15 protein-coding genes and 1 pseudogene are annotated in these 23968 nt (G+C 45.8%); 4 read left to right on the top strand and 12 right to left on the bottom strand.

The window, feature by feature from the left end:
• Window positions 1-587: 587 nt before the first annotated feature.
• Window positions 588-3518: a DUF6383 domain-containing protein gene (locus DWW90_RS20980; protein WP_122345102.1), complete on the bottom strand. Its 2931-nt coding sequence runs from the start codon at window positions 3516-3518 to the stop codon at window positions 588-590.
• Between the two features lie 588 nt (window positions 3519-4106).
• Here DWW90_RS20980 and DWW90_RS11730 point away from each other — a divergent pair.
• Window positions 4107-4316 (top strand): annotated as a pseudogene (locus DWW90_RS11730) (DUF3791 domain-containing protein); the annotation flags it as partial.
• 191 nt (window positions 4317-4507) lie between these two features.
• Here the strand turns inward: DWW90_RS11730 and DWW90_RS11725 are convergent.
• The gene (locus DWW90_RS11725; RefSeq protein WP_005634267.1) at window positions 4508-5239 is read right to left on the bottom strand and encodes a response regulator transcription factor; all 732 of its coding nucleotides are present in this window, start codon (window positions 5237-5239) and stop codon (window positions 4508-4510) included.
• A gap of 2 nt (window positions 5240-5241) precedes the next feature.
• Window positions 5242-6795 carry a HAMP domain-containing sensor histidine kinase gene (locus DWW90_RS11720; RefSeq protein ID WP_115500765.1) on the bottom strand — a complete coding sequence of 518 codons (1554 nt, stop codon included), beginning with the start codon at window positions 6793-6795 and terminating at the stop codon, window positions 5242-5244.
• A gap of 314 nt (window positions 6796-7109) precedes the next feature.
• On the opposite strand from DWW90_RS11720, the gene DWW90_RS11715 reads away from it, so the two are divergent.
• Together DWW90_RS11715 and DWW90_RS11710 are read left to right on the top strand one after the other, a co-directional pair.
• Window positions 7110-7934 (top strand): 1-acyl-sn-glycerol-3-phosphate acyltransferase, encoded by an 825-nt coding sequence (locus tag DWW90_RS11715; RefSeq protein ID WP_122345101.1) that lies wholly within the window; start codon window positions 7110-7112, stop codon window positions 7932-7934.
• Between the two features lie 14 nt (window positions 7935-7948).
• On the top strand, window positions 7949-8920 hold the full coding sequence (locus tag DWW90_RS11710) for a GNAT family N-acetyltransferase (protein ID WP_115500763.1): 972 nt from the start codon (window positions 7949-7951) through the stop codon (window positions 8918-8920).
• 123 nt (window positions 8921-9043) lie between these two features.
• On the opposite strand, the gene DWW90_RS11705 is transcribed toward DWW90_RS11710, so the two are convergent.
• Both DWW90_RS11705 and gpmI read right to left on the bottom strand, forming a co-directional pair.
• Complete coding sequence (locus DWW90_RS11705) at window positions 9044-9628, bottom strand: DUF3109 family protein (RefSeq protein WP_122332594.1); 585 nt, start codon at window positions 9626-9628, stop codon at window positions 9044-9046.
• Entirely contained in the window at window positions 9625-11139 is a 1515-nt protein-coding gene (gpmI, locus tag DWW90_RS11700; protein WP_122345100.1) for a 2,3-bisphosphoglycerate-independent phosphoglycerate mutase, read from the bottom strand. The genes DWW90_RS11705 and gpmI overlap by 4 nt, the downstream gene beginning before the upstream one ends.
• Window positions 11140-11250: 111 nt before the next feature.
• Between gpmI and DWW90_RS11695 the strand changes: the two genes are divergently transcribed.
• Window positions 11251-11949, top strand: a complete 699-nt coding sequence (locus DWW90_RS11695) for a M48 family metallopeptidase (protein WP_122345099.1) — start codon at window positions 11251-11253, stop codon at window positions 11947-11949.
• 289 nt (window positions 11950-12238) lie between these two features.
• On the opposite strand, the gene DWW90_RS11690 is transcribed toward DWW90_RS11695, so the two are convergent.
• The 7 genes from DWW90_RS11690 to DWW90_RS11660 all read right to left on the bottom strand — a co-directional run bounded on the left by DWW90_RS11690 (window position 12239) and on the right by DWW90_RS11660 (window position 23966).
• Window positions 12239-15025 carry a DUF6383 domain-containing protein gene (locus DWW90_RS11690; protein ID WP_122345098.1) on the bottom strand — a complete coding sequence of 929 codons (2787 nt, stop codon included), beginning with the start codon at window positions 15023-15025 and terminating at the stop codon, window positions 12239-12241.
• A gap of 1165 nt (window positions 15026-16190) precedes the next feature.
• Window positions 16191-18302, bottom strand: coding sequence for a hypothetical protein (locus tag DWW90_RS11685; protein WP_122345097.1), 2112 nt, complete (start codon window positions 18300-18302; stop codon window positions 16191-16193).
• A gap of 108 nt (window positions 18303-18410) precedes the next feature.
• Window positions 18411-19823 carry a carbon starvation protein A gene (locus DWW90_RS11680; RefSeq protein WP_122345096.1) on the bottom strand — a complete coding sequence of 471 codons (1413 nt, stop codon included), beginning with the start codon at window positions 19821-19823 and terminating at the stop codon, window positions 18411-18413.
• Between the two features lie 81 nt (window positions 19824-19904).
• Complete coding sequence (locus DWW90_RS11675) at window positions 19905-20357, bottom strand: GatB/YqeY domain-containing protein (RefSeq protein WP_122345095.1); 453 nt, start codon at window positions 20355-20357, stop codon at window positions 19905-19907.
• A 35-nt stretch (window positions 20358-20392) separates the two neighbouring features.
• A complete protein-coding gene (gene ftsZ, locus DWW90_RS11670) occupies window positions 20393-21742 on the bottom strand; it encodes a cell division protein FtsZ (RefSeq protein ID WP_122345094.1) in 1350 nt (449 codons plus the stop codon).
• Window positions 21743-21768: 26 nt separating this feature from the next.
• Window positions 21769-23232: a cell division protein FtsA gene (gene ftsA, locus DWW90_RS11665; protein ID WP_233547725.1), complete on the bottom strand. Its 1464-nt coding sequence runs from the start codon at window positions 23230-23232 to the stop codon at window positions 21769-21771.
• Between the two features lie 5 nt (window positions 23233-23237).
• A complete protein-coding gene (locus DWW90_RS11660) occupies window positions 23238-23966 on the bottom strand; it encodes a cell division protein FtsQ/DivIB (protein ID WP_115500238.1) in 729 nt (242 codons plus the stop codon).
• Between the last annotated feature and the right edge of the window lie 2 nt (window positions 23967-23968).

The following is a 23968-nucleotide window of genomic DNA, read 5'->3' as shown; positions in this document are numbered from 1 at the left end:
TCCCGCATCGTTCATTCTATCTGCCGGGTTATTCATTCCTTTACGGCACTATAAACCCATGAAGTACTGCAATACCATTTCGCAAGCGATCTTGACGAGTCAGGACCTTCACGCTTACTTATACAGATACAGTTGTAAGAATGGGGATGTGTCAAAAGTCCTATTTATAGCGTCTGCGTCCTGGCGGGCTTGACCCGCCATCTCATTCTAATCACTGTAAATCAGCCCAGAATGAGGTTACGGGGCAAGCCCGCAATGACACGCTAAAGCGTTAGAACTTACTTTTGACACATCCCCACGAAACACTATAAAACGACAAAGCCCCGGAAGTGTTACCATCTTTCGGGGCTTGTCTTTTGTGGGCTTTCACTCTTCACAGGGCTACCGGCCACATTGAACTTTTTAAATTCAATATACTTTAGTATTATTAATATTAAATCTGACCGCTTGTTCGCCTGTCGCAGGGTAATTGGTGTTGATAGGGATAAACGGATATTCATCCGTAATGTAGAGACGGACGGCCGTCCGTCTCTACGCGCATCCCGCACAATCCCGCGCGATCGAATTATTTGATTATCATTTCATTCTTATTTTACGATTGCCTTTACAGCATCTTCGCCTTCGATAGCAACTACAACTACACCGGCAGGAGCAGCGATGGTTGCGTCGCTTGAAGTGATGACTGTGTTAGCAACTGTCTGGCCCAAGATGTTCGTGATAACAACTTTCTTGCCGGCAGCACCGATGATCTGAACATTACCGTTACCGGCAATCACTTTCACTTCAGATACTTCGACACCTTCGTTGGCTGTAGGAGCAGAAGTAGTAGTCAGTTTGATCAACTGAGACTTTTCAATACCGTCACTCTTCGGAGATAAGCACAATACATCATTGTATGTAGCCAGATAACCAGCTGCATTTTCTATAATATATTGACCATCTGTTTCAGTGTACTGAATCTTGAACTGGAACTGTTCGATACCAGCCTGTTTGCCCTTATAGCCTACGCTATCACCCTTTACAAATGTTTCTTTCTGATAGTTAACCAGCAGAGAGTCGCTTGTAGCTTCACGTTTTGCAGGGACGAATGCCAGACGAGTCATACCGTTAGCAGCTTTGTAACCTTCAACATTAGCAGTAACAGAGTCAGTCATTACACGCAAGAAGTTACCTTCCAATTCAGAACCTTCGCCAGCTTTAGCGCCTGACAGGATGAAGTAAGAAGGTTGTGTTGCATGGATCTTAGCAGTGTCTACATACAGAGCGAAGTCTGTTGCTACATAATCAGCTTTCAGTTCGCCTTCCTTGCGGAACATACCGAAGCCCTGAGCATCAGCTGCCAACATGTCGCCACGCAGGTTTTCGATGTTGTAGTGACCCTTAGCATCCAGTACATATTCAGGAGCTTTTTCTACCTGTACGGCAAATGCGTTGTTGTTCAGGTTCAAGCCCACTGCTTCCAGAGCTTCTGTAGTAGAGTTTACATTGTACTTAGAAGCACCATTGACCAGGATATATTCACCCTTGTTTTCTGTTTCTTTCAAGAAGAAAGCATCTGCTGCTGCGGCACCAGCTGCACTTGTAACAGAAGTCAGAGCCAATTTACCGGTAGAACCGTTTTTAACTACAACAAACTTCTTGTCTTTAGTATAAATCTTATAAGCCTGATTGTAAAGAGTCTTAACGCCATCAACTTCGGCTGCATCGGTAACTTTACCAAAGCCTACAGCTTCCAACTTAAACAGCTTGCCTTCTTCTGTTGTAGCAACTACAGCAGAGTCTGCCTTCATATTGATGCTACGACCTTCCAAAATACCTGATACATAATCCAAAGAGAATGCATAGTTAGTCAAAGAATCAGCAGTGATATAAGACCAACCCATTGTTGAGTCCTTCAGGTTTACATCTTCCATTGCTTTGATTTCGAATGTATCTGCCAGGTTGGTATAAACATCGTCCTTACCTTCTACTGAATAAAGAGCATCTGTTGAAACTGTATTCAATTCACGATTGATCATCTTAGCGCCGTCAAACACGAACTGCGTAGAAGGCAGGTGAGCAAATACCTTACTTGAATAAGCTTCGCCATAAGCAATAGCAGAAATCGGAGCCACTACCATATATTTACCGGCATGCTCATCACCAGCTTCTTCATTTACATTCTTTACAGAGTAAACCTTCGTTGCGTCGAATAGAGGAGCAGGAGCGGCACCACCGGTGAAGGAGATACGGGTTTCTTCAGGAAGAGCAGTTGCTGCAACTTGGTCAGCGCCTGTTGTCAAAACCAATTTATCTGTAGAAATTCCGGCAAGAGGAGCGATCTGCAATGGGAATGCACCAACAGAAGCAGTCTTGTTTGCCCAAGTTCTCGGAGGAGTTGCACCTGCACCTGCAACATCATAAGAAGCTGTAACAAACACAGCCACAGAATCGTTTGCAGAAGAAGGATCTGAATAGAAGTTGAATGTATAGGCAGCCTTCGTCAACAATCCATTAGAAGTACCTACACTACCATCTGTAGTAGGTAAAGTATCAACTTTGAAAGTTAACTTAGTTCCATCAGCAGTCGGATTAGCTGCATCATAGCAGATAGTGTCAACATAAGCATAAAGGCTTTTTGTTACATTCGTTCCGCTCTTTTTCGGAGTTAATGTTTTTGCTTTCAGCAATACATCAGAACCAGTTGTTGCAGCTACACCATCTTCATCGTTTACAGCTTCGAAGATAACCCCAGCCAAAGCATTATTAGCAGTAGTCAACTTATTCTTATAAGAGAAAAACAATTGGAAACCTCTGCCTGTACCCAGCATGTTGTTAAGCTCTGTACCTGTCAGTTTTTTTGCTGTAGCACGAACTGGTTTTACTGCAAGGATAGCATTCTTTTCTGTAGTTGCACCTGCAGTCGGTTTAGCATTTCCTTCTGTCATTACCTGAATAATCGGATATTTAGTATCTGCAGCAGTTGCTATACCACCATCGAACTTAACAGCCAAAGACAAAGTTGAGTCTTTTGTCGGAATATAAGAAGTTAATACGGCAGCAGTAGTAGGAACACCGGCGGCTAATGGGCTACCCCAATTAAAGTTCAAAGAACCACTTAACGTTGCATTATCTTTTACACCTGTTACTGGATTGTCATCATAATCATCAGTATTGATAACAAGTGTCGCATCAGTAAGGGCATTACTTCCTGCAGCAAAAGAAAGTTGAGCGCCTGTAGCCTTATTCTTAAATACATAAGAATACTCACCGGAAGTCACATCTAATGTATAATCCACTTTCCATAAAGCAGAGTCGGAAGTAGCAAGAGTAGAAGCTGTAGTCATAGCAACAAGAGCCGCTTTACCATCAGTTGTTTCTTCTGTCAAAACCAAGTTTAATGCAGAAGTTGTAGTTGTTCCGACAGTCTGTGTCTCTAAATGATAATAGTCCCCTTTCACAATGTCTGATTGCGCCATTGTGAACGAGCTTATAGCCAGTCCTAAGACGGCCAAAAGAGTAAAAAACTTTTTGTTCATAATTCTAAAATGTTTAATTAATAATAATGTAACTAATATGTATTTCGTTCTATCTGATAGCCCTTGTACTACAGGACTTTTAACTTAATTCCGGTATAATGACGTGAGAAAACGTACGTTTTTTTTAGTCATTTTTTGGGGACTTCATGGGAGGTTCGTGTTGAAAAGAGGTACTTTCGTACAAGCTAAGCTATCTAATTGATAAGAAAGGATATAGAAAAGGAAAAATTCTTCAGGAAAAGGATTGCAGGTTTAAAAAGTAGTTGTATTTTTGTAGCTGAAAAATGACGAATCTAAACGTACGTTTTCATTAGTCATTCCAAAAAGTCAACCTATCTAAATAACAATCAGCAATTTACAATCTAAAAACAGCCTAAAATAAGGACGAAAATCCCCTCTTTTCAGGCAATACACGTATGCGCCTATATTAATATATAAGCTAAAGGATATCAACCATATATCTATCCAAAACATCCCTTCCGCCCTAACTATCAAAACATGCCAAAATATCCTTTTTTATGAAGAAGGGTATTTTCCTCATCCACCAAAAGTTAAGAAAACACAAAGTCAGATGTAGCCTCCTGCGTAGAGTCCGCTGCAAATGCGGTGGGATGTCCTGCAAGGGAAATGTATGGCCGGATGAAGCGCATAGGTCTGATAGATAATTATATCTGGAAGTTCTACGACACGCTTCACACACAGAGCCGCGAATACGTTACCGAAGACGTTCTGGAAACCTTGTCGCTCTGGGAAAAGAAACAATCAGATTTGCCTTTTGAATCAGGAAATGATAGATAATTATCTTCATTTCATTAACGTTGAACAAGTAAAAGAGAAATGAAGAGCTCTATACTTTCAGCGACGAATATATCGCTGACGAAGTTATGCTGGAACTACAACGATTTTCATACTATTAAATAAATAAAGCCCCGGCCGCAAACGATGCAGCCGGGGCTTTTTTCTACGGATTCTTTTTAATCGTTGCCTGATTAAAGAACCTGGATGCCTTCTTCGCGGGCAGCTTCTTCTCCGGAAGGAGTGATCAGCTTGTAACCCTTACCGTGGATGTTGATGATTTCGATTCCCGGATCATCTTTCAACAGTTTCCGAAGTTTCGTGATATACACGTCCATGCTACGGGCATTGAAGTAGTTATCATCTACCCAGATTGTCTTCAGGGCATAATTACGTTCCAGGATTTCATTTGCATGAGCACAAAGCAGGCTCAACAGTTCGCATTCCTTAGTTGTCAGCTTCGTAACCTTATCACCGATAGCCAAAGTCTGTTTCTGGGTATCGAACAAGAAGTTACCTAACTTGTAGAAAGGAATATCTTTCATCTTCTTGCCTTTCACACGGCGAAGGATAGCTTCGATACGAAGCAACAGCTCTTCCATGCTGAAAGGTTTTGTCAGATAATCATCTGCACCGATTTTGAATCCTTCCAGGATATCTTCCTTCATAGTCTTGGCTGTAAGGAAGATTACGGGGATATCAGGGTTGATAGAGCGGATTTCCTGCGCCAGTGTGAAACCGTCTTTTTTCGGCATCATCACGTCCAGTACGCAAAGGTCATATTTGCCTTTGGTGAAACCTTTGTAACCGGCTTCTCCATCGGAGAAGAGGTCAGTTACATAACCTTTTGCCTGTAAGTATTCTCTTAATAGCATACCCAGGTTCTCGTCGTCTTCGCAAAAGAAGATTTTCAGCTTTTCTTCCATAACTAACTTTTTATAAGAGGTAAAGTAATAATAAATTTTGTTCCTACATTTCCGGCTCCACTCTCGGCGCGTATCGTGCCTTTGTGGTCCTCCACTATTTTACGGACGTAAGCGAGTCCGAGACCGAACCCTTTCACGTCGTGTACGTTTCCAGTCGGCACGCGGAAGAAGCGGTCGAATACTTTCTTAAGGTATTCTTTCTTGATTCCGATACCGTTGTCTTCTATCGATATCAATAATTTGCCGTTCTCGTTCCAGGTGCGGCACATAAGCGTCAGCGGCACTTCGAGGCGACGATACTTGACTGCGTTATCTAATAAGTTGAACAGTACGTTCGTAATATGCATTTCGTCCACGTAGATGTTCGAATCTTCTGCCTGCAGGTCGATATCGATCGAGCCTTCGTATTTTTCCACTTTCAAGGCGAATGTGTTGGCTACGTTTGCCAGCAAATCGTTTGCATCCACCTCTTTCAGCTTGAGGGCCGCTTTCTGACGCTCGAACAGCGACATCTGCAGAACCTTTTCCACCAGGAAGCCCAGTCGTTTCGTCTCGTCGTTGATCACACCCGAGATATGCTTGAATACATCGGGGCTTTTCGTGATATCCGAGTCTTTCAACATCTGCGCGGCGAGCGAGATGGTCGAAACCGGTGTCTTCAGTTCATGCGTCATATTATTGATAAAGTCATTCTTCATTTCCGAAAGTCTCTTCTGGCGGAATACGATATAAATGGTAAAAATAAATGTTACCAAAAGTATCAGCGAGAAGAGGATGGACGGCACAATAAATGTTACCGAACTTGAAATATAATCACCCTTCGTCGGAAAATACACCCTCAGTAAATTCTGCTTCGAAGGCGGGTCGTTGGGGAATAAGACCTGTGTAATCACATCTGATACAAGAGGCATCTCCCCGCTCTGATATACGATCTTGCCGTCTTTGTTAATAACAGAAAAGAGGAACGGCAGGTTCAATCCGTTGTTAATAAATTCTGATTTTAAGTAATTATTCAGCTTTTTAAAATCTATCCTTTCTTCGATCGGCTTCAGATTTGCAGTGTGCAGGATATTCAATATAACATCGTTCACCAAACCGCTCTGGTAATGATAACGGCGTTTCAATGTTTGCTGCAAGTCTTTTGATGTACTAACGATGCTATTGGGCGATTTATTGCTGCCGAGGGAGGATAGCGGTTCGATTTTACGCGTCCGGATATCACTGTGAAACTCTATATGTTCAACCGTGCCGTCGGATTGGGTAAACTGCATCCTATATTTTTTCTCGGAGATCATCTCATCGCTCAAGTTGCTTTGGCCGTTCTGGTAAAGATAGTTGTTGGCTTCGTCGCGGCTAAGGTCTTCTTCCAGATATTTGAGCGTCTCTTCGAGTTCCAAGTTTTTCGAAACCTGGTGCATCGCTCTTTTGACAGTTTCATTGAACTGTTCGCTACTTTTTTTGAGTATGATGCTTACGTATTTTACCTGTAAAAAGAGCAAACCGGCGAAAGCAAAAGCCATCACCACCGCAAGCAACCAAATCGTAGACTTCCTCATATCTATAAATCTCTCTTTTTAACACGACAAATAAAGCGTCTTTTAATTTAATATTCACACAAAAAAGGTAAAAACAAGAGGATAACTGTGTTAAAAATAGCTTACCATACATATGCTACGATTACCTTATCCGGTTTTAAATCAACCGGTTAACCCTCTTATTCACTATTTGCGTACACGTTATATGCCCCGTACTAACTAATAGTAACAGAATTGTAACACAATTTGTTGCAGACAACACTCAAAAATTTTTCCCGAAAGTATTGACTTTTAATTATTAACTCTATCTTTGCCTTTCGTAAGAGTTATGTGAAATGACACAAGAAGGTATTACACAGATAGACATCAAGCAAGTATTACAACAAAAGGCTCCTTCGGCAGCCCGGAAAATTCCCGGCTTTGTGGTTAACTATCTGATCCGTACGGTTCATCAGGATGAGCTGAACGACATTCTCCGCCGGTATCACGACAAGGATGGGGTGGCGTTCATGCAGGAGTTGATCGGATATTTCGACCTGAACCTGGAATTGGTAAATGAAGAGAATATCCCTGCAGAAGGACGGTATATATTCGCTTCGAACCATCCGTTAGGCGGACTGGACGGTATCTGCCTGTCGGCGGTTATCGGCGGACGCTTCGACGGCAAGATCCGTTATCTGGTGAATGACCTGCTGCTGTATCTGTCTAATTTGAGGTCTATTTTTGTTCCGGTCAACAAGCACGGGGCACAAGGCAAAAAGAATGCACAACTGATTGAGGAAGCCTATGCTTCGGACAACCAGATCATCACATTCCCGGCCGGCCTGTGCTCACGCAAACAAAATGGAAAGATACAAGACATCGAATGGAAAAAGTCTTTTATCCAGAAAGCAGTCGAGTGTCAACGGGACATCATACCGGTCTTTTTCGAAGGACGCAACTCTAACTTCTTCTATCGTCTCGCCAACCTGCGCAAGGCATTGGGCATAAAGATGAACTATGAAATGGTTTATCTGCCGGACGAGATGTTCAGAAGCAAACACAAAACATTCCGCATTTATTTCGGAAAGCCGATTCCCTGGCAAACCTTCGACAACAGCCGTAAACCGGCCGAGTGGGCCGAATGGGTAAAAGGGATCGTTTATAATCTAAAGAAATAATAGACTTATTTTATATGCAAGACGTTATCAAACCGATAGACCATGCTCTCCTGAAGGCAGAACTGACCAAAGAGAAAAAGCTCAGGAGAACGAATAAATCCAACAATGAGATATACATTGTCACTGCCCACGACTCTCCCAACGTGATGCAGGAGATCGGACGGCTCAGGGAAATCGCTTTCCGTTACTATGGAGGCGGGACAGGCTGCCCGGTCGATATCGATGAATACGACACAATGGAAGATGCCTATCGCCAGCTTATCGTATGGAGCCCCGAAGACGAACAGATACTTGGCGGGTACCGCTTCCTTTGCGGGTCGGACGTAAAGTTCGACGAGACGGGCAAACCGATTTTAGCAACTTCCCACCTGTTCAATTTCTCTGAAAAGTTTAATAAAGAATACTTGCCATACACGGTCGAGTTAGGTCGTTCATTTGTGACATTAGAATATCAGTCCACCCGTAGCGGCAGTGCAAAGGGGCTGTTCGTACTGGATAACCTTTGGGATGGCCTGGGAGCTCTTTCCGTTGTCGACCCGAGCTTACAGTATTATTTCGGGAAGGTGACGATGTACAACACCTACAATTCCGAAGCGCGCAACATGATCCTCTATTTCTTGAACATGCACTTTCCCGATCCGGAAAAGCTGATTACCCCCGTTTATCCTTTGGAGACGGGTACGGACCTGGAGAAGATGCAGGAACTTTTCAAATATGACAATTTCAGGGACAATTATAAGGTCTTGAACCAGGAGGTTCGCAAGTTCGGTATCAACGTGCCGCCGCTGGTGAATGCCTACATGAGCCTCTCTCCCAAGATGCGCGTATTCGGTACGGCCATCAACCATGAATTCGGTGAAGTGGAAGAAACCGGCATCCTGATCGCTATCGACGAGATTCTGGAAGAAAAGAAGAAACGGCATATCGAAACATACCTGAACGAGGAAGGACAGTCGGCCGACTTGATCCGGAAAACGGATATTTAAAAAACAAAACAACCGGACGCAGATGACGCAGAAAACGCAGAGTAACGCAGAATTATTTTGTTAGAAATAAATTATCTGCGTTACTCTGCGTTTTCTGCGTCCGGTAAATACAGACACACTATACTATTCTTCTTCCTTCTGCTTCTCCCACTCCGTTGCCACCTCTTCAAGCGCCGCATACCATTTCTGGCCGAAACGGCGGATCAACGGCTCTTTAAGGAACTTATAGACGGGGAGTTTCTCCTTCTTACCCAATATCTCAGCGGCCTTGCAGATATTCCAACGGTTATAGTTGACCGCACTGAATTTGTCATACTCGGTCACCCGGATCGGATACAGATGACAGGAAACGGGCTTATAGAAAGACAACTTTCCTTCGCGATAAGCCTTTTCGACAGCACATTTACACGTACCATCGGCATCGTAACAGGTAAAGACACAGTCCTTACCGTTTACGATGGAGGTTACAATATCGCCTTCCTCATCAATATAGGCAACGCCTTGTTTTTTGATGATTTCCTGAGCTTCTGGCGCAAGGTCGTCCCAGATGACAGGTAAAGCCTTTTCCAGCTCGGCAATCTCTTTCTTCTGCAAGGGAGCGCCCGAATCGCCTTCCACGCAGCAAACACCTTTACAATGCGACAGATCACAAAGAAACTGGCACTCAAGGACGTCGAGACTGACGAGGGTATTATCTATTTGTATCACTTAATCAAATCTTTTCCTGTCATTTCAGCCGGCTGTGCCATGCCCAAGATGTGCAGGATAGAAGGAGCGACATCTGCCAGAACTCCGTTTTCAACTTTAGCGTCCTTGTTCTCTGTTACATATACGAATGGAACAGGGTTCAGGGAGTGAGCCGTGTTGGGAGTGCCGTCTTCGTTCAACGCGTGATCGGCATTACCGTGGTCGGCGATGATGATAACTTCATAACCGTTGGCTTTTGCAGCTTCAACCGTATCTTTCACGCAGTTGTCGATAGCTTCGACAGCCTTTTCGATAGCGCCGTAGATACCGGTATGGCCGACCATATCACCGTTGGCATAGTTCACCACGATAAAGTCGAACTTCTGTGTCCCGATAGCTTCCACCAGTTTATCTTTCACTTCGTAAGCGCTCATTTCCGGTTTTAGGTCGTAAGTAGCCACTTTCGGGCTCGGAACCAAGATGCGTTCTTCTGCGTCATACGGGGTTTCGCGTCCGCCATTGAAGAAGAAAGTCACGTGAGCGTATTTCTCTGTCTCGGCGATGTGGAGCTGAGTCCTGCCGCAGTTAGCTAAGTATTCGCCTAATGTATTCTGTACGTTTTCCTTGTCGAACAGGATGTGAACACCTTTGAACGATGCATCGTACGGAGTCATGCAATAGTATTGCAAACCGGGGATCGTGTGCATACCCTGTTCCGGCATATCCTGCTGGGTCAGTACGACTGTCAATTCTTTTGCACGGTCGTTACGGTAGTTGAAGAAGATGACAACGTCGCCTTCTTTGATTGTGCCGTCTACAGTTGCGTTATTGATCGGTTTGATAAATTCGTCGGTCACGCCTTCGTCATATGATTCCTGCATAGCCTGAACCATATCGGTAGCTTGTTTGCCCTTGCCTTCGATCAGCAGGTCGTAAGCTTCTTTCACACGTTCCCAACGTTTGTCGCGGTCCATTGCATAGAAGCGGCCGACGATAGAAGCGATCTTGCCGGCAGACTGTGCACAATGAGCCGTCAGTTGTTCGATAAAGCCTTTACCGCTCTTCGGGTCCGTATCACGGCCATCCATAAAGCAGTGGATGAACGTATTGTCAATCCCGTATTCCTTCGCGATATCGCAAAGTTTAAACAGGTGGTCGAAAGAGCTGTGTACGCCACCGTTGGAAGTCAGCCCCATGAAATGCACGTTCTTGCCGTGTTCCTTAGCGTAAGAAAAAGCAGCAACGATTCCGGGGTTCTTCATTATACTGTTGTCCGCGCATGCACGGTTGATCTTTACCAAGTCTTGATAAACGATACGTCCGGCGCCTATATTGAGGTGTCCTACTTCAGAGTTACCCATTTGTCCGTCAGGCAGCCCTACGTTTTCGCCGCTTGCCTGCAACTGGGAATGAGGATAATTAGCCAGCAAACTGTCCCAATAAGGAGTGGGAGTGTTAAAGATTACATCGTCTTTACCTTGATCGCCGATACCCCAGCCGTCAAGAATCATTAAAAGGGCTTTCTTGCTCATGATTGCTTAAATTATTATATTGTTTATACTCATTATCGTTATTCGGGCGCAAAGATAAGCAATTCCGGGCATATATTGTTTGCCCGTAAAGTATTACTTTTGCAAACGAATATGGAAAAGACAATATACGACAAAGAGTTGGGAACCATCCTTCTCCGTACCAGTCCTCGCGCGACCCGCTATACGCTCAAGATTTCCAAAGGGACGATAACAGCGACTATGCCGTTAGGCGGCAACGAGGCGCGTATGCTCGCTTTTATCCGCGAGAACAAGGAGAAGCTGCGTGCCGCGCTCGACAAGCATCCTGCCCGTCCTCTTTTGAACGAGGAGACGGAGATGCAGACGGCTACTTTCCGTCTTCATATATTCTGCACCGACCGGGACAATTTCTACATGAAGCTCGACGATGGCGTCCTGCATATCGCCTGTCCAAATCAAACCGACTTCACCGACAAGTGTGTCCAGGAGTTATTAAAAGGTCTTTTGGAAAAGGCACTCCGCCATGAAGCCCACCGCCTCTTGCCTTCACGCCTGTTCAATCTGGCGACCCAACACGGTTTCACCTGTACGGGAATCAAAATATTCAACAGCAAAAGCCATTGGGGCAGCTGCACGCCCCGCCGCAGCATCAACCTATCCCTCTCCCTGATGCTCCTCCCCTGGCACCTGGTCGACTATGTCCTCCTGCACGAACTCTGCCACACCGTCGAAATGAACCACAGCGACCGCTTCTGGTCCCTGATGGACAAAGTCACAGACGGGAAATCGCAGGCGTTGAGGAGGGAGTTGAAGGGGTATCATATGTTGTAAAGAAAGAAATATTCTACTAATAAAAACAACGAAGCCCGCGCAACCTGATTGATTGCGCGAGCTTGTTTTTTGTCTGCCTTCGGTCTTCACAGAGGGAGGGACAGATGAACTTTTTGTAATTTCATTACTTTAGTATTAATATTCACCGCTTGTTCTCCCTCGCGGGGTAATTGGACGTTTTGAACGTGCCGCGCGCGTGAATGTTAGAATTATTTGATTATATAATCACTTCCTGTCCCCTCCCAAGAGGGAAACAGAGAATGCTTTATATTCATTATTATATCGTCAATTACTTAACGATAGCTTTTACAGCTTCTTCGCCTTCAACAGCTACAACAACTACACCGGCAGGAGCAGCGATTGTTGCATTGTCAGAAGAGATGACTGTGTTAGCGATTGTCTGGCCTAAGATGTTGCTTACAACAACTTTCTTACCCTGAGCACCTACGATCTGGATAGCACCATTTGCAGCGATAACCGTTACTTCTGATACAGAAGGAGTTGTTTCGTTTGCAGTAGGAGCTTCAGAGGCTGTTAATGTAAGAGGTTGAGCAGCAACATCATCAGTAAAGATTACAGTTCCATTAACAACTGCCAACTTCTTAGCCGGAGCATTCATCAGAACAGCTGCATAATCACCTGAAGGCTGAACTTCAAACATTACAACAGATTTATTGCTCGTTACTTCGTGTTTGATAGGATTACCCTTCTTATCTACTTCACCATCATACCACAATGTATCAGCGATAACAGTAGCATCACAGAAGATCACGCTATCACCAGTTGCTGTTGCACTCTTGAAGTTATCAGCTTTAGGAGCACTTAAAACATAACCTTTGATAGTATCAGCAGCTGCTTCTGTAGAAGCGATCTTCACTGTTGCACCCTTATAGATGTAGTAACCATAGTTTGTATTATCATCACCTCTGTTTACATAAGCAGAATCGATATACAAAGAGAAGTCTGAATCTTCAGCAGTAGCCTTCAACTCGTCACCAACACGCATGAATTTAGCAGCATCAGCAGAAGCAGTCAACATTTCATTACCGTTAACTACATTGTAGTGACCCGGAGCAACCTTTGCATAAGTAGGAGCTTCAGCACCTTCGATGTTGAAGTATGTTTCAACACTTGCAGTCGGTTCATCATAAGTTACGGCAAGATTAGAGATGTTCATAGTAACCAATTCCTTGCCAGTTGTTGCAGCAGCTACAATCTTATAAGATCCGCCAGCCGGGTTTTCAACAAAGAAGAAACGTTTCTGGTTTTCAGCAAGACCACCATTAGATTTATCTGCTAATTTCACCATTGCACTTTCATATGCAAAACGAGCACCTTCAGCATTGTATGTTTTTTCCATACCATAAGCAACACGCATCAACGTATCACCTAAAGCCTGAGCACCGTAATAAATTGTATCGCCTGTTGTATTTAAGTCAGCGCCTTCGATCAAACGCAGTTCAAGCGCTTTGTCGGCACCCTTAACACCTGCAATTACAGAATCCTGAACCAAAGTTAAGTAGATATCATCAGCTGCTTTAGAAGCCAGGTTGAACTTAACAGCTCCGTAACCCATTTCTTCTTTTGTATAATATTTGTAACCGATGTACTTGTCAGCCATGTCTACATCCAATTTAGTGAATGCCAAAGTATCGCCTTCTGCTCTTCCGATTGCATAGATACCCTTAGCTGCATCTACAGCATATAAAGGTTGATCTGTCAATATTGCACCTGCTACAGTTTTATATAGTGTTTCACCATTAGTAGCAGTTATTGCTGCAGATGTACCTCCATCACGAGCCTGAATAGAATAAGTACCATCAGCATTTTCTTTTACATAGAATTGAGTCGCAGGAACATAAGCAGATGCTGCATCAGCATAACTTGTAGCAGCGGATCTTGTAGCATTACCAACTAAGAACTTGTTATTATAATCTTTATACTGGCCTGTTGCAGATTTCAACTGCAAAGAGTAAACGCCTGTTCCACCAGCCAATTTAACCGGAGTACCTTTGGAGATAACAATAAACGGAGCTTCTATAGCAGTAGAGTCAATACATAATACCGGAGTACCATTGAATGTTTTGTAACCTACAGTGTAAGGAACATCAGCAGCATCAGCGTTACTGCCGTGATCTGCAACATAATATGCACCATTAGCAAACTTAACAATTGAGTCTGTTGTGATAACAATTGAATCGTTACCCAGATCCATTGACAATTTGAATGTCTGCAAACCTTCGTTAGTAGAACCCTTATAGGCAGAGCCTGTTTTACCCGTTGCAACTGTTGTATCCAATTGGAAAGCAGCAACCTGAACAGAAGTAGCAGTACCGATCATAACAGTATCGACTGTGATATATTTCGGAGCCTTCGTTCCCTTATCACTCTTTTCATCGCCTACAACCTGGAAACGAAATTTAGCAACACCATTAACGTCAACCGGAACAGGGATCAAATCTGTGTTAGTAAAGATATTACCATCTCTACCTTTAAATTCCAGCTTAAATGTATTGATCTTACCAGTAAGATCTTCTGCTGTTTTCAAGTCAATAGAAACAGCTGTGCCTGTTGTGAATTTCTTGTTACTTTGCAAACTTTCAGAATTTCCTGCTACAATTTCCAGTTCGCCAGCAGTACTATTAAATGTAACAACTTTTCCGTCAGCAGCTACACCATAAATCAAAGAGCCACCGCTTACGCCATTCTTGAATACAAATTTATCAACACCCTCTCTGATAGCTACTGTATATTTTCCAGCACCATCTTTTACTGTTGTTGAAAATGATAAGTTCTTGTTTGTAGCCTTATTTACAAACTGGAAAACAGAGTCTGCACCAGCTTTCTCTACAAACTTAGGCAACCACAAAGCGGAGTCTTGTTTAGCTTTCGTGTCAAAGACAGTCCCAGAAGTAGACTTCTTGAAAACTAATGAGTCAATGCCACCTGCGCTTTCCTTCGTCCAAGTCAAAGTATCAGAACTTACCAGATACACATACTTGTCACCAATTTGAGCAGAGGCCACACTTGCAAATGCTGCGAACGCAGCAACGAGAGTAGAAAATCTCTTGTTCATAATCTAAATTTTAATATTAATAATACAGTTAATCGAAATGTCAGTTCTTTATATACTACGTACGCGCTATTATAAGGTACGTTTGTTAATTCTTGTACTTTGATTACGAATACGATCGTTTTAATTCGTCATTTTTTTCGGCTATCTTTGGAGTTCGTATTGAAAAGGCGGATTTTCGTACTGGAATTGCTATCTGATTGATAAGAAAGAATATAGGGGTAGGAATTTTTTTATTGAAAAGAGTTGTGGTTTAAAAAGGAATGCGTATTTTTGTGCAGTAAAAATGACGAATTAAAACGATCGTTTTTTTTAGTCATTTTTCAGGCATTCAAACTCCTCTTCCACAATAACTTATCCATTTTTCGCATAATCTTAAAAAAGCTTTCATGCCAAACGGCTCAAAAAATGGTATCTTTTAAGGAATACCGCGATGAATACTGCGTTTGAGAGCAATACCTATTCATTTTTGAACCGATACCTGTCACGTTGAAAAGCAATGCTTATTCAATTTTTGCGGGATCGAAAAGACTTAATTGTGAAAAAGATTCAAAGATTTCAAATATTCTTATAAGATTTCCGGGATAACAAGAAGCTCCCCTGGATTGATTAACCCCTAAGTTACCCTCCCCTGTAAATCGCAAAATATACAATAACCCCCTTTTTGCTCGTTTTTCTATTTCATCCGAAATCTTGATCTATTTTGGATTGACTCTTTTCACGGTTTAGGCCTTTTTATCTGACAACAGATGAAAGGAGGTGCCGAGGTCGCTCCGAAGAGCGTACAATTTGATTACCGAAAACCGGAAACGCCGGCAATGTGATAAAGCTAAACTCCCGGAGAATCGAATATTTGAAAATAAAACGGACGGCGTTCCAAATATCCCAAGGAAATTTAGGGCCTTTTTTGCCCTAAAGACGGTCCTCTTTCCAATTACGACCGTCCAAATTACCATTGTGACCGTCCTAATCTTCGCGAGCTGCCGAGTGCACTACCTATTAGCACGGTCGTGATGGCAAAGAGGACGGTCGTAATGGCGGAAAACACTCAAAAAAGCGGCAAAAGCCCCTTTTTGGCGGCTGAAAAGTGGATTAACATTTATTTAATTTCGGACCTCTTCCGAAGGTGAAAAATCCGTTTTATACAATAAGCCCCCCCCTTGAATTACTATTGCATCGGGACAAACCCTTCATACCGGACCGTCCAGCTTCCGTCTTTCGGGAAACCGGGGGCATCGCCTGACGAACCGTCCCAACCGCCACACATCATGGCAATGGCTGTCAGCAGTGCGCCGTTGGAGGGGAAATAAGGGAACGGGCCACCTGTCGCCAAGCCGTGTTCGTCGAACTGGAAGCCGGCAGAGGGGTGCATCAGCATGTCGATAGCCAACTTCGGCTGGCCTGTACGGGCGGCTGCCATTGCCAACATCGGGAAGTCCCAGCCCCAGATGCGGTCGAACTGCCATTCCTCCGTGACTTTTTCAAGCGTGCGCTTGAAAGTCGCCTGATCTACACCGTCACCGGGCAACATCCCATATACGCCGGTCAGGGCGGGGTGTTCGTAGGTATATTTCGTCCACATATCGGGGATGCCTTCGTAGGTCGTGTAGACGCCATCAGCAACCGGAAGGGAAGCCATCTTCGAAAGGACTTCTTTCCATTTCCTCGTCTTCTTTTCCGGCAGTCGCAGACGGTCCGCCCATTCTAATGCCGTACGCAGGCCGTAACGGAAATAGCCCAGTTCGAAAATAGGGTTGATAGTCTGCAACGGGTCTGTATTCTCGGATACGACAACGACGGGAGGGCCAAGAACATATTGTTTCGTTTTCTTGTCGTAGAAGAGGTAGTCCGCCATATAATCGGCCGTGTTCAAGACGATATCTTTCCACTTCGTCAATGTTTCGGGCGTAGGATTCTGGCGGTATTGCATCTCGGCGAAGTAGATCGGATGGGGCTCGTGCCAGATCAGATAGGCATGGGCACTACCGGGCCATTCGCGGTTGAAGTTAGCGGTACACTTCGGCCAGCGCGCTCCGGAACGTCCTTCACTCTTGGCACGTTCGAGGGCTTGCGGCATAAAGTCCTTATAGACGTTCAGATAGCGGTCGAAACATTCCATCCGGTTCCACAGGCCATAGTGCACGCCATGCCACCAGATCATCTCGAAGTGGAAGCGGCCGTACCAGCCGTTATTCACCAGGCCGGATTCCTGGGGAGGATAGAGGCCACTTTCGTTCACACGCATCAAGTATTGCGAGAGGACGACGCGGCGTTCCAGTTCCAGCCAGCGCGGGTCTTTACTGCCCGACAAGTCGATGGCAGCTCCCGAACGCCAGTATTTTTCCCAGCTGGCAGCGCTCTTCTGTTCGATCGAGGCGACGGGTTCCGTCACCTTATCCATCGGCTCAGGCGAGAAACAGCAGGTGAAAGAGATCGTGTTGGTGTTTTGGGGTTGGAGGACAAATTTATGCGCATCTGCCGATTCACGGCTAAAGACGGCCTGCCCGGTCCAGTCGAACTGGGTATAATAGCGGGTATCATCCATTGTCCGGCTGATGCGGACGGAGTTAGGCGCCAACTTTTCATACGAGGAGGTATGACCGGAGATCGTATCGTAACGTCCCATGAAATGAGGGAACTGGCGCTTATCCGCATAGGGGAAATCCAGGTAGATACTGACCGATCCGTCTTTAAGCAGTTCCGATTCGACAGTGACCCCGATCATGTCTTTCCCCGGGTGGCAGACGGTACGTACTTTCACCTCTTTGCGGTTCAGTTCAAAGCGACTGTAGACCACACCGGTCCAAAGATCGGTCTCCTGCCGGGCGGCTTTTATGTCCAGTTCACGAGCTTCTTTCCCGTCCTCGCGCAGCAGGCGAAAGGCGATCCGTCCTAAGTTTATGCGGTGTGGATTCTGGGTCAGCCATTCCGACAATGCAGGCTGGTTGGGATCACGGAGTTCGTAGGCGATCTTTTTGCCGTGCGTTTCGACAACGACGGGACGGTAATCCTCCACCTTCGTCCCTTCGGGCAGCGGGTAACTGTGCCAACCCCAATCGGAGAGGGTATTAAAGGGGGCAAATGTCTGCAAGCCGGTGATATCCATCCCGAAAGCAAATTTGCCGTTACCCACTTGTGCCGGGCTTTTCAGCAGAGTGCCTGTCGTAAACACCTTGTGCCGCTTCACCACAGCTTCACGGTCAATAGGTTCCCCTACAGCCGACAACGGAAGCAGGGCAGACAGGCAAAAAAGGCTCAGTAAATTGATCAGTTTTTTCATGGCGGTTATCCTTTTAATGATTTCTGCGGATAAAGATAAAAGGATAAGTCCGCCCGGGCTTTATAGTTCTGACCTTTTTCCTTCAATTTCTGGGAAAAGAGCAAATGATCATTTGCAGCTTTTCTTTTTCCATACCAAGAAGAAAGCAAAGACGACAACCGTGATGGCAACGCCGATAATCTGCGACAGGCCGGTTGCCATCCCCAAACCTTCGGGGGCGACAAAAATATAGGTCGAACAAACGGCTGTCATAAACAGAGCCGGAATCAGAGTCACGATATACAGTTTCTTTGCCGTTACCAGATAGACCGTCAAAGCCCACAGGGTGAACACGGCCAACGTCTGGTTACTCCAGGCGAAATAACGCCAGATCATGTCGAAACCGTCCTTGTCTTTCTGGCTATAAAGCAAAAGGCCGATGGCCACCAGGAAAAGAGGAATACAGATCATCAGGCGCTTGGTAATGCTACGCTGTTCGAGATGCAGGAAGTCAGCCACGATCAGGCGGGCCGAACGAAAGGCTGTATCACCGGAAGTAATCGGCGCGGCAATCACACCTAACACGGCCAATATACCGCCTACGGTACCGAGCCATTCTTTTGTTATGCTGTCGACCACAACGGCTGCATTGTTCTCGCCCATCCCGTTATTATGATAGAAATAAGTAGCGGCTGCCGCCCAGATCAGGGCAACAATACCTTCCGTAATCATGGAACCGAAGAAGATCGGCCGGCCGTATTTCTCATTCTTGATACAACGCGCCATCAACGGGCTTTGTGTCGCATGGAAACCGGAGATAGCCCCGCAGGCGATACTCACGAACATGATCGGGAAGATAGGCAGATGGCCGGGATAGGTATTCGGCATTCCGTCCGTAATCTCGGGCAACGGCGGATGATGGACAAACAGCATGATCAGGATACCGATCGCCATAAACAGCAGAGCACCTGCAAACAACGGATAGACCTTGCCGATAATCTTATCGACAGGCAACAACGTTGCCAGGATATAATAGAGGAATACAATAATAATCCAGAAAGTAGCATCCAGATGCTCCGGCGTCAGCTTTGCCAGCAGCCCGGCAGGTCCGGCAACAAATACGGAACCGACCAATATCATCAGAAGCACCGTGAAGGCACGCATAAACTGCTTGAAGTTCGCTCCCAAATAGCGTCCGATAATCTCCGGCAGACTCTCCCCGTTATTACGCAGGGACAACATACCGGACAGGTAATCGTGCACCGAACCGGCAAAGATACTTCCTAACACGATCCACAGGAAAGAAGCCGTTCCGAACTTCGCTCCCATGATGGCCCCGAAGATCGGGCCCAGTCCGGCGATGTTCAGAAACTGGATCATAAAAACCTTCCAGGTGGGCATCGGAATGTAATCCACCCCGTCCTGATGGGTATAGGCAGGTGTCTGCCGCTTGGCATCGATACCGAAAATACGTTCAATGAATTTACCGTAAACGAAATAGCCTACGATCAGCGCGATAAGGCAACAAATAAAAGTAATCATGGTATAAAGAGAATTGAATAATAAACATTTGGTGGTATAGATAAGAGAAGCTAATAGGGGGGCTTTTGACACCCCCTATTACTATTGATTTAATAATTTCTTAACGACCTCCGAGATCATGCGGCCTTCGGCTTTTCCGGCCAATGCTTTGGAGGCAACGCCCATTACCTTGCCCATATCTTTCGGGCCGGCAGCGCCAACCTGTGTAATGATTGCTTTTATCTCGGCTTCCAGTTGTTCGGCGGACATCTGTTCCGGCAGATACTTTTCGATTACGGCTACCTGTGCCAATTCATCATCGGCCAGATCCTGGCGTCCCTGCTGCACGTAGATAGTGGCGGAATCCTTGCCTTGTTTCACGAGCTTCTGCATGATCTTCAATGCGTCGGCATCACTCAATGTATCGTTGGCTCCCGGAGCAGTCTTTGCTTCGAGGAAGAACTTCTTGACGTTTCTCAGTGTTTCAAGGGCTACTTTGTCTTTCGCCTTTATTGCGTTTTTAATGTCTTCGCTGACTCTTTCAAACAAATCCATCTATTTAGAATTATGAGTTATGAATTATGAATTATTTATCGGAAACTGATCACTGTACCGCCTGGTTTCGACTTCTTGCCTTGATTAGCGGATGAAGACTGGAACGCAGTTCCCTGCGGGCGGGCCGCTCCGTCGTCTTTCCGGCGTACTTGCAGGATTTCCTTTGCATTCCGCTTATAGGTCGGAGTCTCTTCCAGAAGGGCGATCAGGTTGTCATCGTCCAGTTCTTCGGTCGAGAGAATGACGATTTCCGCTTTTGGGCGGAAGTTGATATAATCGCGGTAATAGCGGTTGATCAACTGGTCTTCCTCTTCCTTTTTCTTCTTAAGCTCTTCGGCTTTTTGGGCGGCAGCAAGAAGATCTTCTTCGGTATCGAGTGTCTGTTGCTGTTTGGACAAGACATCTTCCAGGCCGAAACCGGTCACTAAGATCGTAATCTTGATCTTAGCCCCTAAGCTGTCGTCATAGCCGTGCCCCCACTTCACTTCGTAGTCTGTCTTGAAACGTGCCATGAAGTTGTGGATATCATCCATCTCATCTATGCGGAGCGCGTCTTCGTGGCTGTAGTAGATCACGAAAGCAACTCGTTTGGCATTGAAAATATTGTCTATGTCGTTGACCAGCGTGCTATGCAAAGCCTCATCGATAGCCCGTTGCAGGCGACCTTCGCCTTCACCGAACCCGATACTGATCAGGGCGACACCGCTGTTGCGCATCGTCGTGTCGACATCGGCAAAGTCGACGTTCTGCTCCAGATTAGTCGTAATAATCTCAGCGATGCTCTTAGCGGCGATCGTCAGTGTTTCATCGGCTTTCCGGTTGGCTTGGGGGACGCTCATACGTTCTTCAGAATACAAGTCGCGCAGGCGTTCGTTGTTGATCACCAACAGCGAGTCCACGTTCTGCGCCATCTTCCGCACGCCTTTGACAGCTTTCACAATCTTCTGACGGCCTTCAAACAGGAAAGGAATCGTAACGATACCGACAGTCAGGATGCCCATCTCTTTCGATATCTTGGCTACGATCGGCCCTGCTCCCGTACCTGTACCACCGCCCATTCCGGCAGTGACAAAGGCCATACGAGTACCGTCGTCCAGCATCTCGCGGATCTCATCTTCGCTTTCGAGAGCCGCCTCCTCGCCTCTTTCCGGGACATTTCCCGATCCGAGACCACGAGTCGTATTCTTTCCGATCAGCAGCTTATCGGGTACATCGGACTTCTGCAAAGCCTGATTATCGGTATTACACAACACGAAAGAGACATCATGTATGCCTTCCTTGTACATGTTGCTGACAGCATTACCACCACCGCCACCGACGCCTATCGCTTTGATGATCGTCTGAGGCGCTTTTGCCAAATCAAAATCGTATGTCTTATCGTCCATTGTCGTCTGTCTTTATTTGTTACCGATTACTTCTCATCTTTCAATGCATCATTGATCTTGATACTCATATCGTCTATCTTCTTGGAAAACCATTTCCCAAATAAACTGGGGCCTTCCTCTTCGGACTTTTTATTAGAGGTATTCTTATTCGTCTTTGATGATCCTTTATCAGATCCTCGATCCGATTTCTTATCGGACTCACCCGTTCCGTCACTGCGCTGTTCCGTTGTTTCCTTCTTTTCCTCTTCCGTAATAAAGTCCGCAGCAACTGTCTCTGGAGCTGTCTGGATCGGTTTAGAAACCGGTTCCTCTTTCTTCTTTTCCGTTTCGGGAACATAAGCCGCACAGTTCTCCCGACCTTTCAGCAAGAGAGCGACTGCGGTCGTGTATTCAGGGTTGTTGGCAATCATCTCGCCGTCGGCAATCAGGTCTTTCCGGACAGATGCATAACGGACATCCATCCTGAAGCGTTCGCCGAGAGCTTCGCGCATATTCTTCAATGCGGCGCCGTTACCGGCAATCACAACACTGTAACCCGGTGTCTTGACCACTCCGGCATCTTCCAGACGGGCGTATATGTTTTCGATGATCTCGCGGCTGCGGGCTTCCACTACCATATTGATATCGGAGAGCTTAACCTCACCGGCATGTTGTCCGTCCGCCAAGTCGACAGAGACTACTTGCTGTTCGTTGTCTTTCTCCCAGATGGCATTGCCGTAGGTGCGTTTCACCCGTTCGGCTTCCTTTTCGGGTATGCCCAACGACATCAGGTCGCGAGTGATCAACTGACTGCCCAACGGGATCACGTACAGGCCTGCCAGGCTTCCATCTTTATATATCGTAACGGAGGTTACGCCTGCACCGAAGTCGACCAGCGCACATCCTTTATCTTTTTCCTGTTCCGTCAGAATCAGATCGGCCAAGGCTAATGGCGAGACGATTGTGCCTGCCACATCGAGTTTGATCTGTTCCGTCATATTGGTCGTGACGGCATGGCGAAGCGACGGACGTCCGACGATCAGCTTATAGCGTGCATCTATCCGGGAACACCCCATTCCCACGGGATGGGCTTCCGGCTGGTTGTCGAGGAAGTAGGCGGGCGGTGCGACTTCCAGCACATCCAGCATATCGGGATGATACTGGCGGCACTCCTTGTCCAGTTCCTGCAGGATTTCTTCGGTCACCGTACCGTCGCCGATCACTCTCGACACGGCATGGCTGATGGTGCGAAGCGACTGGCCTCCCACCCCGATATAGACCTTGCCGATACGGGAACCGCCCAACTTGTTCTCCAATTTGCGGATCAAGCGCACGATCTTACCGGCTGCATCTTTTATATTATATACACATCCTCTTCGAATACAGGTCTCGGAATTCTCTACTTCGTAGGCTATTATGGAAAGAGCCCCCGAAGGGCCTTTCGCACCTACCATACCGACCATGTGAGAAGAGCCAAGGTCGATGGCTGCTATAAAGTCTGTGTATGCCATATTCTCTATCTTTTAGTACAAACAATCTGATCCTTATATTTTAAATTTATAATGCCGTACTTCTCCCATCCCACCTTGGGGATCGCCTTTTCGTAGAAGAGCCGGAGGTTATCCAGCTTCTCTTCATAACCGGCCAGGGAGCCCAGCACGATACGGTGGTTACCGACCCGGGGGACCAGTTCCACCTCATTATCCGGATGAACGTATATCTGTTCTATCTGATTATTCCAGAAATCATTCTCCTGCAAAAATAATGCAAATTTGTATAAGTCGGTTACCGCTAACTCTTTTTCCACGTATCCGCTTACAACGGGAACGTGCGCCACATAGCGGCGGCTGACAGGCATCGTGCTACCCAAATTATCCACATAGTAGTTGCCTCTCGGACTTATCACACGCAAGATAGGTATTTTTTGCTCCACTTCCAATTTAATCATGCCCGAAGGAGTCTTGTAGGCTTCCACGCGGGCGATCATCTCGTTCTTCAGCAGTTCATTTTCAATCCGGTCTGTGTTGATCTCGTTCATCGGCTTTTTTATCGGGTTCAGATCGGCATTCTTGAGGAGGGAGACCAGGTCGCTCTCGCTCACAAAATGTTTGTCGAGGCTGTCCACGACTACCACCTGCAAGTCCCGGCACAAGTCTTTCTGCCTGCTTTCCCGGAAGAAGAAGGAGACAAACACGATGTAACAGAACAACAGTATTGCAACTATTATGGATACGATACGGACCACTC

This window comes from Parabacteroides sp. AF17-28, from assembly GCF_003479205.1.
Taxonomy (GTDB): Bacteria; Bacteroidota; Bacteroidia; order Bacteroidales; family Tannerellaceae; genus Parabacteroides; species Parabacteroides acidifaciens.
The sequence above is the reverse complement of the archived record's forward strand: the minus strand, read 5'-3'. Positions and strand labels throughout refer to the sequence as shown.